This window comes from Stenotrophomonas sp. GW821-FHT02D01 (genome assembly GCF_059421765.1).
On record NZ_JBWKVP010000009.1, the window covers coordinates 44,916 to 61,313 of the forward strand.

Annotated in this window: 14 protein-coding genes; 7 read left to right on the forward strand and 7 right to left on the reverse strand. The window is 59.5% G+C overall.

The window, feature by feature from the left end; all coding sequences use genetic code 11:
- The first annotated feature begins 151 nt into the window (after positions 1 to 151).
- Entirely contained in the window at positions 152 to 622 is a 471-nt protein-coding gene (locus tag AC07UW_RS16385; protein WP_495212480.1) for an XVIPCD domain-containing protein, read from the forward strand.
- 88 nt (positions 623 to 710) lie between these two features.
- Here the strand turns inward: AC07UW_RS16385 and AC07UW_RS16390 are convergent, their stop codons facing one another.
- The 3 genes from AC07UW_RS16390 to AC07UW_RS16400 form a co-directional block, all read right to left on the reverse strand.
- Complete coding sequence (locus AC07UW_RS16390; protein ID WP_495212481.1) at positions 711 to 1,169, reverse strand: hypothetical protein; 459 nt, start codon at positions 1,167 to 1,169, stop codon at positions 711 to 713.
- Positions 1,170 to 1,275: 106 nt separating this feature from the next.
- A complete protein-coding gene (locus AC07UW_RS16395; protein ID WP_495212441.1) occupies positions 1,276 to 2,013 on the reverse strand; it encodes a hypothetical protein in 738 nt (245 codons plus the stop codon).
- 99 nt (positions 2,014 to 2,112) lie between these two features.
- On the reverse strand, positions 2,113 to 2,952 hold the full coding sequence (locus AC07UW_RS16400; protein ID WP_495212442.1) for a type 1 glutamine amidotransferase domain-containing protein: 840 nt from the start codon (positions 2,950 to 2,952) through the stop codon (positions 2,113 to 2,115).
- Between the two features lie 96 nt (positions 2,953 to 3,048).
- Here AC07UW_RS16400 and AC07UW_RS16405 point away from each other — a divergent pair, with 96 nt between their 5' ends.
- The 6 genes from AC07UW_RS16405 to AC07UW_RS16430 all read left to right on the forward strand — a co-directional run bounded on the left by AC07UW_RS16405 (position 3,049) and on the right by AC07UW_RS16430 (position 11,380).
- Entirely contained in the window at positions 3,049 to 3,981 is a 933-nt protein-coding gene (locus AC07UW_RS16405; protein ID WP_495212443.1) for a LysR family transcriptional regulator, read from the forward strand.
- A 543-nt stretch (positions 3,982 to 4,524) separates the two neighbouring features.
- A complete protein-coding gene (locus tag AC07UW_RS16410) occupies positions 4,525 to 4,881 on the forward strand; it encodes a hypothetical protein (RefSeq protein ID WP_495212444.1) in 357 nt (118 codons plus the stop codon).
- 864 nt (positions 4,882 to 5,745) lie between these two features.
- Positions 5,746 to 7,458 (forward strand): restriction endonuclease subunit S, encoded by a 1,713-nt coding sequence (locus tag AC07UW_RS16415; RefSeq protein WP_495212445.1) that lies wholly within the window; start codon positions 5,746 to 5,748, stop codon positions 7,456 to 7,458.
- 2 nt (positions 7,459 to 7,460) lie between these two features.
- Positions 7,461 to 9,134 (forward strand): AAA family ATPase, encoded by a 1,674-nt coding sequence (locus tag AC07UW_RS16420; protein WP_495212446.1) that lies wholly within the window; start codon positions 7,461 to 7,463, stop codon positions 9,132 to 9,134.
- On the forward strand, positions 9,131 to 9,916 hold the full coding sequence (locus AC07UW_RS16425; RefSeq protein ID WP_495212447.1) for an HNH endonuclease family protein: 786 nt from the start codon (positions 9,131 to 9,133) through the stop codon (positions 9,914 to 9,916). Before AC07UW_RS16420 ends, AC07UW_RS16425 begins: the two co-directional genes overlap by 4 nt.
- Positions 9,917 to 9,925: 9 nt before the next feature.
- Positions 9,926 to 11,380, forward strand: coding sequence for a class I SAM-dependent DNA methyltransferase (locus tag AC07UW_RS16430; protein ID WP_495212448.1), 1,455 nt, complete (start codon positions 9,926 to 9,928; stop codon positions 11,378 to 11,380).
- A 60-nt stretch (positions 11,381 to 11,440) separates the two neighbouring features.
- Here the strand turns inward: AC07UW_RS16430 and guaA are convergent, their stop codons facing one another.
- From guaA to folD, 4 genes are all read right to left on the reverse strand, one after another.
- Positions 11,441 to 13,006: a glutamine-hydrolyzing GMP synthase gene (guaA, locus tag AC07UW_RS16435; RefSeq protein WP_049410928.1), complete on the reverse strand. Its 1,566-nt coding sequence runs from the start codon at positions 13,004 to 13,006 to the stop codon at positions 11,441 to 11,443.
- Positions 12,990 to 13,640: a hypothetical protein gene (locus AC07UW_RS16440; RefSeq protein WP_495212449.1), complete on the reverse strand. Its 651-nt coding sequence runs from the start codon at positions 13,638 to 13,640 to the stop codon at positions 12,990 to 12,992. Before AC07UW_RS16440 ends, guaA begins: the two co-directional genes overlap by 17 nt.
- Positions 13,640 to 15,097 carry an IMP dehydrogenase gene (gene guaB, locus AC07UW_RS16445; RefSeq protein WP_032976170.1) on the reverse strand — a complete coding sequence of 486 codons (1,458 nt, stop codon included), beginning with the start codon at positions 15,095 to 15,097 and terminating at the stop codon, positions 13,640 to 13,642. Before guaB ends, AC07UW_RS16440 begins: the two co-directional genes overlap by 1 nt.
- A gap of 331 nt (positions 15,098 to 15,428) precedes the next feature.
- Positions 15,429 to 16,307: a bifunctional methylenetetrahydrofolate dehydrogenase/methenyltetrahydrofolate cyclohydrolase FolD gene (gene folD / locus AC07UW_RS16450; RefSeq protein WP_093819795.1), complete on the reverse strand. Its 879-nt coding sequence runs from the start codon at positions 16,305 to 16,307 to the stop codon at positions 15,429 to 15,431.
- Positions 16,308 to 16,398: the final 91 nt, after the last annotated feature.

Here is a 16,398-nt window from a genome sequence, read left to right on the forward strand (position 1 = left end):
CCAGCCCGAGTCAGAAATTCCAGCTAACCGCGCCGCAGTCGAGCCGGCTGCGCCCCCGCCGGCAACAGACGCCGCGCCCAAGGTCTCGGAGCACGAGCGTCCTTACACGCCATTGCCAATGGACGTGCAGCCCACCCCGCCGTCCAGCGCAATGGCCTTTCAACAGCCTGAAGCACCGCCCGCTCCCCTGCTGCCGACCCAGCCCGAGCATCCTGATCACGCCCTCTACCAACAGGTACGAGAGGGCGTGGCAAGGTTGGACGCCAAGCACGGCCGCACCTTCGACGAAGCCAGCGAGCGCATGACCGCCAGCCTGCTGGTGCTGGCCAAAGACAACGACCTGGACCGTGTCGACCACGTGCTGCTGAGCAACGCCACAGCCGACAAGCCCACCGGTCACACCCTGTTTGTGTTCCAGGGCGAGCCCAGCGACCCCGCACACCAACGCGCCGCAATGCCCACCGAGCTGGCCGCACAGACCTCGGTTGAAGAATCAATGCAGCAGTTCGACGCGGTCAGCCGCGAGGCGCAGCAGCGCGCCATTGCCAACCAACTTGAGCAGCAGCTGGAAGATCAGCGCGTGCAGCAGGATATCCAGATCCGCGCCGCCAGCATGGGCTGAGTGGGTGAGACACGTGCGAAATCATCTACGACAACCATCCACCTAGCCCCTCTGTTTACCAATCGGCGCCGCTGATGTCGCCGCGCGATTAGAAGCGCAGGCCCGCTCGATCGACCGTCGCCAGCGGATTGGCTTTCCGCACCGCCTCCAGGAAGAGCAGGAAGTCTCGGTTGAACAGCGTCAGGTTGTTGGTGAACGTTACGCACCATCTGCCCGCTGCGCGGCTGAAGCATACCTGCCAGACATAGCGCGCGTAGATGACGTCGGAGGTTCGTGTGACTGAGGTGATCTGCGAGAGCGGAACTGCCGTGGGCATTGGGCCCCGATGCAGATAGAAGGTATCTGTATCAAAGAAGTAGTGCTCTCGATCCTCTTTCCCATTAACCATCACCAAGGTCATGGACGTACCGGAAATCCGCCGAGGCGGGTTCAAGCGCAGCCCAGATTCCAACGCGGAACGGGCTCTCAGTGTCCTTCGCCGCTGGATGAACCAGATGGTCAACAACGGAAGCACCGCAAGGACAATCAAGCCTACGGTCTTCAACACAGTTTCCAGTGTGCTTGGCACACAGATCTCCAAGATGAACGTTCAGGCATTGGCGATGCCCGGGTAGATCCACGCCACGCGTGGATGGCGCTCCCTCAACGCCCCATCACTTCCAATGATCCGGCCCCAGGAACGGCAGGCTCAACACAAACACCGGAACCGCCACAGGTACCAACGCCGCACCCAGCACCTTGCCGGTCGCCGCATCCACGCCCGGCTTGTCTTTATCCTCCGGCTGGATCCGCTCAGCCCGCGCGGTAATCGACTGCGGCAGCTTCGCCTTTGCGGCCAGCGCAGCAGCGTCCGGCAATTGCACCCGCTCGCCATCACCCTCGAACAGCGCGCTGTAATAGCTGCCGCCCTTCTTGGAAAGATTGCAGTCCGGGTCGGCCGCCAGTTCGTAGCGGCTCCGGGCTTCAAGGATGTACGGTCGGCGCGTCAACTCGTCGATGGCCTTGGCCACCCGCGGGCTGATCTCCAACCGTTCCAGCTTGAACTGTGCCGCCTGCTCCGGCGTCACCTGCTCCGGCTGCAGCAGCAGCGCGTAGCTGCCATGCACCTTGGTCCTGTCGGCCGGCACACGCCAGTCCTCACGGATGTACATCTGCGCGCAGACCACGGCCTCGCGCAGCGGGCTGTCCATCAGGGCGCGGTAATCACGGAACGGCGCCGCATCGAAGCGCATCGGCTCGTCATAGACCGGCAGCAGGTACAGCTTGCCGTCGTCGGCCACGAACGCGCCGGTAATCTCGCGACTGTAATGGTGATACTCCGGCCCGCTGGCGCAGCCAGACAACAGGGTCAGACACAAGGCGGAGAGAATGAAGAGGACGGACGTTCGCATGTCGTAGTGAATGGCTTCCCTGGGCAACCGGCCTCGCCCATTAAGAACGAAGCCGATCCATCATGGTGCCACGGCACCGCATGCGATGCAGAGCCCGCCTTACTTCAACCGCTCAACCAACCGCTGCCCGACCTCCAGCGCCGAAGCCGGGTTCTGCCCGGAAATCAGCTCACGGTCCACAACCACATGCCCCGTCCACGGCGTGCTGTTGCTACTGAACCGCGCACCCGCCCGCTGCAGCGCGGTCTGCGGGTAGAACTTCATCTCACCGCCGCCCAGCAGCGGCTTGGCCTGCTCTTCTTCCTGGTTGCTGATCACCGTCATCTGGTAGCCGCTGTAGATCCACTTCGGCATGGCCGGCGTCGCACTCGCTTCCAGCGTCGCCACGAAACCCACAGCATCCGGCAGCGTGGACAGCAGCGCGATCGGCCCATGGCAGACCAGCGCGGTGGTCTTGTTGCGCTGGTGGAAGTCGGCCAGCAGCCGGCCCAGCGCCGGGCTCTTCAGCAGGTCCTGCATCGGCGCGTGGCCACCGGGAATGTAGACCGCATCGAAACGCGCGTAACCCTGCTGCTCGACGCGCGCTAGGCTGACCACCGGCGAGGCGGTCGGCGAGGTCAGCGCCAGTTTCTCCAGCAGATCCTTGTGCAGCTTCAGCTGCGCAGCGTCGTTGCCGAAGTACGCCGGCGTCACCGAGGACACATCCACCGTCGGCGCCCGCCCCTGCGGCGTGGCGAAGGTCACCTCGTGGCCCGCGTCCAGCAGCAGCTTGATCGGCTGCATCAGCTCGTTGAGATAGAAGCCGGTGGACAGCACCTTGCCGTCCTTCAGGTCCAGGTGGTTTTCGTCGGACAGCACCACCAGCACGTTGGCGGCATGTGCGCCGCTGGCGGCCAGGGTCAGGGCCAGCGCTGCGGCCAGCCGGGTCATCAGGTTCATGGGGAGCTCCTATTGGGGAATGGCCGCCACTTTATTCATCGCCCCAGCGGCGATAAATTGGCCCCATCGCAAAACATCTGTTCCCCGGAGAGCCAAATGAGCCGCAAGTTCGACTACCTGGGCGATGTGGAGGTGTTCCTGGCGGTGGTCGAGCACGGCACGTTCACGGCCGGCGCGGTGGCGCTGTCCACCACGCCCTCGGTGCTGAGCCGCGCGGTCACCCGCCTGGAAGCGCGGCTGGGCCGCCAGCTGCTGCAGCGGACCACCCGCCGCGTGGGCCTGACCGACGCCGGGCGGCTCTATCTGGAACAGGTGCGCACCGCCTTCGGCCTGCTGGACGACGCCGAGCGCGACGTACTGGCCCAGGACGGTGCGCTGGCCGGCCGCGTGCGCCTGAGCGTGCCCACCACCTATGGCCACTACCGGCTGCCGCCCGTGCTGGCGCGCTTTGCGCAGCAGTACCCGCAAGTGCAGGTGGAACTGAACATCACCAACCGCAACGTGGATCTGGTGGCAGAGGGTTTCGACCTGGCCATCCGCCTGGGCCAGCTGCCGGACAGCGGGCTGGTGGCACGCAAGCTGGAAGACGCGCCACTGCTGCTGGTGGCAGCGCCGGACTACCTGCAGCGCCGCGGCACGCCGCAGACGCTGGACGATCTGCAGCAGCACCTGTGCCTGCCCTTCGTGATGCCACGCACCGGCCGCTTGGCGCCGTGGATCTTCCGCGACGACGGGCGCGACGTGGACTGGCTGCCGCGTTCGTCCATCGAGACCTCCGACGACGTGCTGGGCGTGGTGTCACTGGCCGAACAGGGCATTGGCATCTGCCAGAGCTATGAGTTCATCGTGCACGAGCGGTTGCAGCGCGGGCAATTGGTGGAAGTGCTGCCGCAGCTGCGAGGGCGGGCAAGGCCGTTCTCGGTGATCTATGCGCCGCATCGGCGCCAGTCGGCGGCGGCGCGGGCAATGATTGAGTTGCTGGTGGGGAATGCGTCGGTGGTTGAGGACGGCGTTGGTCGAGGGTTCTGATGCTCTGGCGATGTCGGGTTTGAACCGAATTTCGGGCTGTGCCACTGATCGGGCGCCGCCGCCTGCCTAGGCAGACCAAGAACTGTTGCAAAGAAGGCCATCGCACTATTCGCTTGCGGCATAGGCGATTGCGCCACTTTGATTCGCAATCAACATAGCGGCTGCGCGAATGCGTCTTGTGGCGTCGCGTGCTGCACGAAGGGCGCGTGCAACAATAGTTTTTCGCTCTCGAATCGCGCGATTTCTTCGCGAATTTCAATTTGCATTCGAAGCGGCAGCGTAAACACCATGGCGCGCCACCGACAACGGGTGGCATCGGGTCTGCAAACCCGTGATGAGCAACGACTGTTGTTTACGCTTGCCCGTCGGCACCGTCCTTAACCGGTGCCGGCGGGCAATCCGTCGGCCTTTATGGCGGGCGGTGCGTGGGAGTCTTCGGACTCACCGGATTATTCGTTGCTTCATCCCGGTTTGCAGCCACGCATCGTCCGCCACCCCGCTCACGCGGTGGCGCTGTTAAGCACAGCCAAGGAAACCGACGCCATGAACGAATCCGACACCTTCTCCCCGTACGCCGCTGTTGAGCCCGTCAACGACGACACGCCACTGCCCGACCTGAACTCCCTGCTTGGCATCCTCAAGCGCATGCGCGGCTGCGAGGGGGCTGATGGGCTGCCCTGGCCGGAGAACGACGTGTCACCCGGCCGCCGCGTGAGCCTAGCGAGGACCGAGCGCGCGTTGGTGGGGCTGCTGACGGTGTTGGAGGTTCTGCACTCGGCCGACCGCTGCCGGGTCGCTGCCGAGCCTGAGCGACATCTGGATGAGGGAACTGTTGATGGGCTGTTTCTAGCTTGCCGGGGGTTGGCTGAGTGGGCGAACCGGGAGGTGAGGCCGGAGTGATTATTTGACTACCTCACTCTCCCAAAATTAAAAGTAGGCCTCTCTCCCCTATCAGCACCATGCACCGCGGTGACAATCCAATGCTGACATTATCGAGGCTAGCAGCCTGACACATCGGACGTCCAATCGGCTGGCTGCTTCAGATTGTCCACCCAGGTCGTCCTTCTGAACTCGACCGCGATGAATGCTTCATGCAACGAGCACCAAGCGAAAACGGCGCGCGACTCGCGCGGTTTCACCGCCGGCTGAGGGCACGGCGTGCCGTGAAAACAATCGCGACGGAGCTCCTGCGTTCTCTCTTGACGCATGTGCCATTGATGATACCTGGCAATCCTTCCAGCCTCTAGGCCTGTCCGGCCGATTCGCATTCCTCCCCATCGAAATTTCGGATCATTTATTTCGGTCACTGTTCGTTGGGTAGAGGCCGCATGCTCTACCCGGCGTTAGGGCAACATCCGCGTCCGACGTAGCCGACAGACGTCAACTGTGACCAGCCTATCCGGAGCCCCCCCCCCCGATCGAGCTCCACCCGATCGAGCTCCAGATGCCGAAAAATCGGGTCTGCACACCTCTGCACAGACAACCAAGCAACTAGCCTTGAATCGCAGAACGCGTGGCCAAACTAGGCAACCAAGGCGTCTCTCCGTTGAGCGAGACGCCGCCAGCCCGCCTCCGCTGTACCGCGCACCCTTAGCTGGCGAGACACTGTACGCGTGCCTGCCCAACTGTTTGGGTGCATGCAGCTGGCAATGGCCCTATGCTAGCCAAGCTAGCACTCATGACGCCACATATCTCCCGGCTGACACTGTCAAGCTAGAGCTTGTGAACGACCTAGAGCTTACTCAACCAACCTGAAGTTATCGCATGAAAGACGTGCCAGCTGGATGGCAACTCATTAGCCTCCCTGAATCACTTGAGATACAAAAAGGAAAACGACCACATGATCTCGGCGGCCGCAGCGACGCACGCCATATTGCCTATGTGAACATAGCAGCCTTTGAAAAGGGAATAATAACCCAATACGCGCCGGAGCAGAACGCACCCCTATGTGAACCTAGGGATGTACTGATGGTGTGGGACGGATCGCGCGCAGGATTGGTTGGCCGTGGGCGATCAGGATTCGTTGGATCCACACTGGCACGGATTCGTTCAGATCTATTCGATCAAGATTACTTGTTCCATTTTATCTCATCGAAATACTCCGACATTAACGAGCGAACCAAGGGCATCGGCATCCCTCATGTAGATCCTGAAGTCCTCAGGAGCATTAGCATTCCACTGCCCCCGATTGAGGAGCAGAAGAGAATCGCGGTTAAAATTGAGATGATTCTGCGCTCCCTTGATATCGCACAAGCCGAGATAACCCAAGGCACGGACAAACTGCGAGAATATCGCAGAAGTCTACTAACCTCGGCCATGTCAGGCGAAATGACAGAGAAATGGCGTAGCGATAACATCCAGCCTCAGACTGGAGACGAATTGCTTTTATCCATACGGGAAAGAAGACGAATTGAGTGGGAGACTCAAGAGCTTGCCAAGTACACAAGAAGGGGTGTCAAACCCCCAACGAATTGGCAATCGAAGTATCGTATCCCGCCGAAACCGGATCCGACAAACCGCGCTCTATCTAGCCTGCCCGCGAGCTGGACGTGGAGCACAATTGGTGAGTGCTTTCTTGTCACAGTTGGCGCCACGCCAAGCAGAAAGGAACCCCGCTACTGGGGCGGTGGAATCCCTTGGGTGAGCTCGGGCGAGATCAAATTCAATGTAATAAGCTCCACCAAGGAAACCATTTCCGAGGAAGGCCTTAATAACAGCAGCACTCAAGTCAACCCAGCGGGAAGCGTGATGCTAGCGATGATTGGCGAGGGAAAGACTCGCGGTCAAACCGCCATCCTTGGAATCGATGCCGCAAATAATCAGAATAGCGCATCCATACTCGTTAACAATAGCGGGGTACCCTCGCTCTATGTCTATCATTGGCTCCAATCCCGGTATGAAGAGATAAGACGAAGCGGAAGCGGGAACAATCAGCCAGCATTAAATAAATCAATCATTGAGCAGATTGCCATACCAATTCCACCCCAAGATGAAATGGATGAGATTGTCGCTCAGATTGAGCGCGAATTTTCGGCAATCGCAGCTCAAGAATCGACACTGGAATCAATCTCATCGAAGATTCATCTGCAGCGCAGCAAAGTTTATGGCACTGCATTCTCGGGAGAGCTCACAGAAAGGAGTCCACTTGACGAGCCTGTTACCGACCTAATTGCGCGAGTTAAGCAACAGAGGGAAGTGATTACGTCAGGACCCGCACCTCAAAGGAGGCCGACCTTGAAGGCCAATAAAAATAAGCCCCTTAGCCTGCTCCAGGCTCTGAAGAAATCGGGAGAGTGGACGCCAGCCCAAGACGCATTTGCAGCATGCGGGATATTAGACGGGGCGGACACGGAGGCGATTGAGTCCATCTACGCTGATCTTCGACAACTCTTGAAGTCCGGAGAGATAGAGATCAGAGCAATACATGATCAAGATGGACTTAAAAAAGAAGATCAACTCAGAGCAAGGAAGCAGTAGACATGCGCCTAATCAAAGCTACTATTGGCAGTCAGAAGGATGGACCAAAACATGAATTTAAAAATCTAAAGAACGTCACAATAGACTTTGATGAGAATCACCCGATTACCGTCGTAATTGGATGGAATGGCACGGGAAAATCAAACGTACTTGAAGCCCTTGCGGTTATTTTCAGGGATTTAATTCAGGGCCGACGAAGCCCTCAGTTCTCCTTTAGTCTTGCATACAGCATGGGATCAGGAAATGATCTCAGAAAGATATACATTGATTCAGATCCCGATAAAGAAAAAGACAAGATTTCTGTAAGAGTTGCGGATTTTCGCCCGCCCGCCAGCGGATCGGAGGAAGGCGATAGCGCGCATCCTAGGAACTTAACCAGCATCCGGATTGCAGATTTCTTCGCGAGGGACAAAGATCTCCTCCCCCGCTACGTATTCAGTTACTATTCGGGCGAGAGTCGACGCATGCACGATGTCTTTGAGCCATACCTCAAAGACTATTACAACACACTTCTTAAGTCCGAATCGGATCCTCCCCCCAAGAGGCTTTTTTACGCACTCCCCGTTCACAGTCAGTTTGTTCTCCTGGCATTCCTTATAAACCCTGATAAGGCCACAAGAGAATTCCTCATCAATGAACTAGGGGTAGATCCAGATCTCGGAATTGAATCGGTCTTGTTTGTGCTGCGCCGCCCGCCGTGGAAGTCCAAGAAAGGCGACGAGCGGTTCTGGAGGGCTCGGGGACTAGTTCAAAGGTTCTTGAGCCGACTGATGGATGTTTCGATCGCGCCGATATCAATCAAACGCGAGCTACAGACTTCCATCTGGAACAAGAACCGAACTGAGCTCGAGTACAAGTATCTATTCATAAAGGATATTGATGCACTTAGGGATTTGGTCGGTCAGCAGCCCGCAAACGAATTCTTTAGAGACCTTGAAAGCACATATGTCTCTGAATTAATCGAAGAAGTTAGAATCCGCCTGAGACTGCGGGACAAGGGCTCAAGCACTGTGATTTTCCGAGAACTGAGTGAAGGCGAGCAACAATTGCTGACTGTACTGGGCCTCCTCCGTTTCACAGCCTCGGAGGAGAGCCTTTTTTTGCTTGATGAGCCGGACACCCATCTGAATCCACGATGGTGTGTGGATTATCTGAGCCATCTTTCCCGTTTCACAGGCCACAACGGAAGCCAAGACAGCAGCCACATCGTTCTTACCACTCATAATCCTCTTTCAATTGCGGATCTTGTTAAGGAGCAGGTACAGATCCTCTACAGGCCAGAAAACTCCGCCCTGATAAATACTGGAAATCCCCCCATAGACCCGAGAGGAATGGGCTTTGCTGGAATTGTTACTAGCGAAATGTTCGGATTGGGATCTAGCCTTGACAATTCGACAAACCACGATTTGGTGGAACTTCACCGACTTTCGATGAAAGAGGGTCCGCTAAGTCCAGAAGATGAGGAGAGGCTAATCCAACTCAGATCTAGACTAGAACAATTGGATTTCAACTTCGCCTCTAGGGATCGACTTGAGCAAGAATATCGGCGAGCGAGATTTGATCTTGGGCAAGATAATCCGGAAATGGATCCCGTTATCTCACTAGAAAATAGGAAGAGCGCGTTAGTCGCGTTGGTAAAGGGCCTCCTGAGAGACCAAAAGGAGGCTGCCAAGTGATTTTTATCGACATCCAGCGCCCTGTTAACCTCCCCCTGGATTTCAGAGCGCAAGTGGCCAGCCGCCTGCGCTACCTATCGAAAGCGTCCGACCCAAAAGTTCGCGCAAAATATATTAGCAAAAACAATAGCTGGTCACTATTGAAACCATGGCTTCAGGAGAACGGAGGAGAAAAATGCTGGTATTGCGAGGCAATGAGCACTCGCTCGCCGGTCGACGTTGATCATTTCCGACCAAAGCTTGCCGTGACTATTGATGGCGCAAAGCTCGCGGACCATCCTGGCTACCACTGGCTCGCGTACGAATGGTCAAACTATAGAATATCTTGTCAGCGCTGCAATCGACCGGAGAGCGAAGGAGATGTCCTTTGCGGAAAAGCAAATGAATTCCCTCTCCGAGACGAGGGAAGCCGATGCTCGACAGAGAATGACTCACTCGACGGGGAAGTGCCGAAGCTTTTGGATCCATGCGTTCAGGCCGATGTCGATCTACTAGCTCACGGTTTAGACGGCGAGGTCAAGCCCTCTGCACTAGAAGGGACATGGGAATTTGAGCGCGCTGACTATACAATTAAACGCCTTGGATTCAACAGCTGGAAGACTCCTAAGGAGAAGCGAGACGCTTGGCAGACGGTCGAAACATTGATTCGGGCCGCGGGAGATATTCCCGATGTGGTTGAAATTGTCAAGTCACATCTTTGCCCTAGCAAGGAGTATTCGAGCTTCTTCCGTTCAGCCATTGGCTCCCATCGGGAAAAGCCATGGATCGAAGCACTTTTATAAAGCACCTAAATGAAAAATAACGATCTCGTCCAGAAAGTTTGGAGTTTCTGCAATACACTTCGCGACGACGGAGTTGGCTATGCTGACTATCTAGAGCAGCTTACGTTCTTGATATTTCTCAAGCTCGCGAACGAGTACTCCGCCCCGCCCTATAATCGAAAGATGGCCATCCCAGAGAAGTACACTTGGGCCAGCCTTTTGAGCCGCTCGGGGAAATCGCTCGACTCTCACTATCAAGCAACCCTCAGCCGCCTTGGCCGAGAGAAGGGAACTCTGGGCGCTATTTTCTTTAGAGCACAGAATAAGATTCAAGATTCAGCAAAGCTTGCCCGCCTTATCCAGCTAATTGATGCGGAGAGCTGGGTAAGCCTTGACTCGGATGCGAAAGGTGATCTTTACGAAGGAATTCTTCAAAAAAATGCGGAGGATACAAAGAGTGGTGCTGGCCAGTATTTCACACCGCGCCCGCTGATCGAGGCAATCATTAGCTGCGTTCGCCCCAAGCCGATGAAAACAATTGCCGATCCATCTTGCGGAACTGGCGGCTTCTTCTTGGGTGCATATAACTGGCTAACCACCAATTCCACTCTAAATGCAAAACAGGAAGCATTTCTGAGGAAGAGAACTTTTCACGGAAACGAAATTGTTCCGGGCACAAGGAGGATGTGCCTTATGAATTTGTTTTTACATAACATAGGCGAAATCGACGAAGAGCCGCTAATCCTCAGTGGTGACGCGCTAATCGGAACACCCAACGAGAAGTTCGACTATGTCTTCGCGAACCCCCCATTTGGCAAGAAAAGCAGCATGACTTTTGTCAATGAGGACGGAGATGAGGAACTCGAGCCATTGACATACGAGAGAAAGGATTTCTGGGTATCCACATCAAACAAGCAACTTAATTTCCTTCAACACATTTGCAGCATCCTCAAGGAGGGCGGCGAAGCAGCTGTCGTTCTACCCGACAACGTTCTTTTTGAGAGCGGCGCTGGCGAAAAGGTGCGTCGAAAATGGCTTGAATTGTTTAACGTTCACACAATCCTCCGTCTCCCGGCGGGCATCTTCTATGCCCAAGGAGTGAAAGCCAACGTAGTATTCTTTAGAAAACCAGCAACCCGATCAAATAGGGCCAATGCAGGAAAGGGAATCTGGTTTTACGATCTTCGAACCAGCAAGAGATTCACTTTGAAAACGAAGACGCTTGGTCCAGAGGACCTTCATGACTTCGTTGCACACTATCGAGGGGATGCCAAAGAGCTTCGAGAGGAGAGCGAGCGGTTTCGATTCTTTCCAATTGATCAAATTCTGTGCGATCCGAAGGCAAATCTCGATATCTTCTGGCTCAAGAATGGTTCCGGTGATGATGCCGACTCAGCGTCGACCCGAGAACTCCACACCGAGATCATTGCTCATTTGGAAGCCGCACTGACCGCACTTCGCAGTATTTCAGACGAGCTAATCTGACGCCGGCAGCGCCATCTCCAAAGGAGAAAGGGCGCCTCTCGGCGCCCTCGTTCTTTCAACTCATTCCCACTCAATAGTCGCCGGCGGCTTCCCCGAGATGTCATACACAACCCGCGACACCCCCCGCAACTCATTGATGATCCGGTTGCTCACCGTACCCAGGAACTCATACGGCAGATGCGCCCAATGCGCGGTCATGAAGTCGATCGTCTCCACCGCCCTTAGCGCAATCACCCACTCATAAGCGCGCGCGTCGCCCACCACGCCCACCGACTTCACCGGCAGGAACACGGCAAACGCCTGGCTGGTCTTGTCGTACAGGTCGGCCTTGCGCAGCTCGTCGATGAAGATCGCATCGGCCTTGGCCAGCAGCTCGGCGTACTCACGCTTCACTTCGCCCAGAATGCGCACACCCAGGCCCGGGCCCGGGAACGGATGGCGGTAGACCATGCTGCGTGGCAGGCCCAGCTCGACGCCCAGGCGGCGCACTTCGTCCTTGAACAGCTCGCGCAGCGGCTCCACCAGGCCCAGCTTCATGTGCTCCGGCAGGCCACCCACGTTGTGGTGGCTCTTGATCACATGCGCCTTGCCGGTCTTGCTGCCGGCCGACTCGATCACGTCCGGGTAGATGGTGCCCTGCGCCAGCCACTTGGCGTTCTTCAGCTTGTTCGACTCTTCATCGAAGATCTCAACGAACAGGTTGCCGATGATCTTGCGCTTGGCTTCCGGGTCACTCACGCCTTCCAGCGCGGCGAAGTAACGATCGGCGGCATTCACGCGCACCACCTTTACGCCCATGTGCTCGGCGAACATCGCCATCACCTGGTCGCCTTCCTGCCAGCGCAGCAGGCCGGTATCCACGAACACACAGGTCAGCTTCTCGCCGATGGCCTTGTGCAGCAGCGCGGCCACCACGGACGAATCGACGCCGCCGGACAGGCCCAGGATCACTTCATCATCGCCCACCTGTTCGCGCACGCGGGCGATCTGGTCGTCGATGATGTTGGCGGCGGTCCACAGGGTCTGGCAGCCGCACACATCCACCACGAAGCGGCGCAGCAGCGCCTGGCCCTGCAGGGTGTGGGTCACTTCCGGGTGGAACTGCACGCCGTACCAGCGCTTCTCTTCATTGGCCATGGCGGCCACCGGAATGCGGTCGGTAGTGGCGGTGATGGTGAAGCCCGGCGGCGCAACGGAGACGTGGTCGCCGTGGCTCATCCAGACGTTCAACTTCGGCTCGCCACCGTGGTCGCTCAGGCCCTTGAACAGCGCATCCGGGTTGATCACGTTCACTTCGGCGTGGCCGAATTCGCGCTGGTCCGCCGCTTCGGTGGCACCGCCCAGCTGCGCGGCCAGGGTCTGCATGCCGTAGCAGATGCCGAAGATCGGCAGGCCGCTGTCGAACACTTCCTGCGGCGCGGCGGGCGCGCCCGGCAGCGTGGTCGATTCCGGGCCACCGGACAGGATGATGCCCTTGGCGCCGAAGCCGGCGATCTCCGCCGGGTTGTGGTCCCACGCCCAGATTTCGCAGTAGACGCCCAGCTCGCGGATGCGGCGGGCAATCAGCTGCGTGTACTGCGCGCCGAAATCGAGGATGAGGATCTTGTCGTTATGGATGTTGGTCATTCGGGCGCTCAGGGATGGGTAGTACAGAGAAGGTGCTCAGCACGCTGGCGGACAACTCACGCCGCAATTCATCGGCCACCGGATCCGGCGCGGTCCATCGCACGCCGATGAAGCCATCGGCACGCTGCTCGCGCCGTGGATAGGGATCGCCCCACATGCAGGTCTGCAGACGTTCGGTCTCGGCGCTGCTGGTTTCGCAGCGGATCAGCCGCGCATCGGTCATGTCGACAAGCTTCTCGTCGAACCAGTAACCGAAGCTCCGCTCGAAGTGCGGGAGCTGCGTCGACCAGCCCAGCCGGCGATAACTCTCATCACGCAGTGACGGCAGAATCTCCGGGCTGTATTCACCCTGCCAGCAAACCAGCAAGCCGTTGAAACTGGATACGCGCGGCGGAACCAGGCGCCATTGCAGTGCCCCCTGCGGCTCAAGCCGCCAGCCCTGTGGCAGGTCGAAGGTCAGGTTCGGACAGGACACCCTGTTCGCACGGGGCGCCACCTCGGCCGAGGAGTGCTCGGCAGCGCCGGAGCACCCCGCGACCAGCATGGCCACGCCAAGCAGGCTCCCGCCACGGTATCGGCCGGCGCGCTGGCCGGCAGTGCGGAGGTAGCTCACGAGGCCGAGGCGGGCAGTCATCAGGAGCGGTAGTTCGGCGGCTCTTTGGTGATCGTCACGTCGTGGACGTGGCTCTCGCGCTGGCCAGCGCCGCTGATCTTCACGAACTTGGGCTTGCTGCGCATGTCCTCGACGGTGGCGCAACCCACGTAGCCCATGGTGGCGCGCAGGCCGCCCATCAGCTGGTGGATGATGCCGCCCACCGGGCCGCGGTAAGGCACGCGGCCTTCAATGCCTTCGGGCACCAGCTTGTCGGCGGTGGCGGCGTCCTGGAAGTAGCGGTCCTTGGACCCCTTCTCCATCGCAGCCAGCGAGCCCATGCCGCGGTAGCTCTTGTACGAACGGCCTTGGAACAGCTCGGTTTCGCCCGGCGATTCCTCGGTACCGGCCAGCAGGCCACCAATCATGATGGTGGAGGCACCGGCGGCCAGCGCCTTGCCGATGTCGCCGGAGTAGCGGATGCCACCGTCGGCGATCAGCGGGATGCGGTCCTGCAGCGCTTCGGCCACCAGGTCGATCGCGGTGATCTGCGGCACGCCCACGCCTGCCACCACGCGGGTGGTGCAGATCGAGCCCGGGCCGATGCCGACCTTCACTGCGTCCGCGCCGCTGTCCAGCAGCGCCAGCGCGGCTTCACCGGTGCAGATGTTGCCACCGATGACCTGCACGTTCGGGAAGTTCTTCTTGACCCAGCTGACGCGGTCCAGCACGCCCTGCGAATGGCCGTGCGCGGTATCGACCACGATCACGTCCACGCCGGCAGCGACCAGCGCTTCCACGCGGCGATCGGTATCGCCGCCCACGCCAACGGCCGCGCCGACCAGCAGGCGGGTGGCGATGTCCTTGGCAGCGTTCGGGAAGTCGGTGTTCTTCTGGATGTCCTTGACGGTGATCAGGCCACGCAGGGCGAAATCATCGTTGACCACCAGCACCTTTTCGATGCGGTTGCGGTGCAGCAGCTGCAGCACTTCGTCAGACGCGGCGCCTTCCTTGACCGTGATCAGGCGATCCTTCTTGGTCATGATGTGGCGGACCGGATCGTCCAGCTCGGTCTCGAAACGCATGTCGCGATGGGTCACGATGCCGGCCAGCAGGCCGTCGCTGCCCACCACCGGCACGCCGGAGATGTTGTGCGCCTGGGTCAGGGCCAGCACGTCGCGGATGGTGGTTTCCGGGCCGACGGTGATCGGGTCGCGGATGACGCCGGCCTCGAACTTCTTGACCTTGGCCACTTCGGCGGCCTGCTGCTCCACGCTCAGGTTCTTGTGGATGATGCCCATGCCGCCCAGCTGTGCCATGGCGATGGCCAGGCGTGCTTCGGTGACGGTATCCATGGCGGCGGACAGGATCGGAAGCTTGAGCTTCAGGTCGCGCGTCAACCGCGTTTCGAGGTTGACGTCCTTGGGCAGGATGGTCGAATGAGCGGGGACGAGCGAGACGTCGTCGTAAGTGAGTGCTTCAGCCTGGATGCGCAGCATCGGCATACCCGAGATGTGGGGAAGCGCGACATTTTACCCTGTTTTCGCGGCCTGTGGCAGGGGGTAGATGCGACGCAGTGTCGCGCGGGCGAAGATCTGTTCAGGACCTCCGCCCTTGGTGGGTGCACTCCGCCCTTGGTGGGTGCGGACCGTTGGTCCGCACTCTCCATCAGACACCCATACCCCAGCAGGAATCCCACCTTCTGGCATTGTGCCGACCAACGGTCGGCACCCACCCACAGTCGGCACCCACCCACAGTCGGCACCCACCCACAAAAGACACCCACCCTACAAAAGACACCCATCCACGGAAGAACAGTCCCAGGCGCGGTCAGTTCCCGGCTTCCGCCGCTTCCAACGTGTTCTGCATCAGCGTGGCCACGGTCATCGGGCCCACGCCACCCGGCACCGGGGTGATCCAGCTCGCCCGCTGCGCTGCGGCCTCGAACCCGACATCGCCCACCAGGCGGCCGTCATCCAAGCGGTTGATGCCAACGTCGATCACCACCGCGCCCGGCTTCACCCACTCGCCCGGCACGATGTCCGGCCGGCCCACCGCCACCACCAGGATGTCGGCGTTGCGCACGGCCTGTTCCAGCACGTCCTTGGGGGTGAACTTGTGGCAGCTGGTCACGGTGCAGCCGGCAATCAGCAGCTCCAGGCCCATCGGCCGGCCGACGTGGTTGCTGACGCCGACGATGGTGGCGTTGCGGCCGCGCACCGGCTGGTCGGTGTGGCCCAGCAGCGTGGTGATGCCACGCGGGGTGCACGGGCGCAGGCCGAACTCGCGCAGGGCCAGGTGGCCGACGTTTTCCGGATGGAAACCGTCCACGTCCTTGCGCGGGTCGATGCGCTGGATCAGCCGGCGCGCATCGGGGATGCCCGGCAGCGGCAGCTGGATCAGGATGCCGTTGATCTTCGGGTCCGCGTTGAGCTGGTCGATCAAGTCGAGCAGCTCGGCCTCGGTGGTGCCGGCCGGCAGGTCGTAGTCATAGGCCTCGATGCCCACCTTCTCGGCCGCGCGGCGCTTGTTGCGCACGTACACGGTCGAGGCCGGGTCGCCCCCCACCAGCACCACGGCCAGACCAGGGCGGCTGCCACCGGCGGCGACACGGGCATCGACCCGCACCTTCAGGCTGTCGAGCAGGTCCTCGGCGATACGGCGGCCATCGAGGATGCGGGCAGGAAGCTGGGGGGCGGAGTCGGTCATCGGGTGCGGGCGTGGGGCGGCGGGGACGCTATTGTCCCCGATTCACGCCCCCTCGCCCACCGGGAATGCGGGCCGCCGCCGCTTCGGTAGT

Coding starts and splice junctions, on each gene's coding strand:
- AC07UW_RS16405 (WP_495212443.1), top strand. CDS start 3,049: ATGAGCCGCAAGTTCGACTACCTGGGCGATGTGGAGGTGTTCCTGGCG.
- AC07UW_RS16440 (WP_495212449.1), bottom strand. CDS start 13,640: ATGACTGCCCGCCTCGGCCTCGTGAGCTACCTCCGCACTGCCGGCCAG.
- AC07UW_RS16395 (WP_495212441.1), bottom strand. CDS start 2,013: ATGCGAACGTCCGTCCTCTTCATTCTCTCCGCCTTGTGTCTGACCCTG.
- AC07UW_RS16420 (WP_495212446.1), top strand. CDS start 7,461: ATGCGCCTAATCAAAGCTACTATTGGCAGTCAGAAGGATGGACCAAAA.
- guaB (WP_032976170.1), bottom strand. CDS start 15,097: ATGCTGCGCATCCAGGCTGAAGCACTCACTTACGACGACGTCTCGCTC.
- AC07UW_RS16400 (WP_495212442.1), bottom strand. CDS start 2,952: ATGAACCTGATGACCCGGCTGGCCGCAGCGCTGGCCCTGACCCTGGCC.
- AC07UW_RS16410 (WP_495212444.1), top strand. CDS start 4,525: ATGAACGAATCCGACACCTTCTCCCCGTACGCCGCTGTTGAGCCCGTC.
- AC07UW_RS16415 (WP_495212445.1), top strand. CDS start 5,746: ATGAAAGACGTGCCAGCTGGATGGCAACTCATTAGCCTCCCTGAATCA.
- AC07UW_RS16430 (WP_495212448.1), top strand. CDS start 9,926: ATGAAAAATAACGATCTCGTCCAGAAAGTTTGGAGTTTCTGCAATACA.
- folD (WP_093819795.1), bottom strand. CDS start 16,307: ATGACCGACTCCGCCCCCCAGCTTCCTGCCCGCATCCTCGATGGCCGC.
- AC07UW_RS16385 (WP_495212480.1), top strand. CDS start 152: ATGGCCTTTCAACAGCCTGAAGCACCGCCCGCTCCCCTGCTGCCGACC.
- guaA (WP_049410928.1), bottom strand. CDS start 13,006: ATGACCAACATCCATAACGACAAGATCCTCATCCTCGATTTCGGCGCG.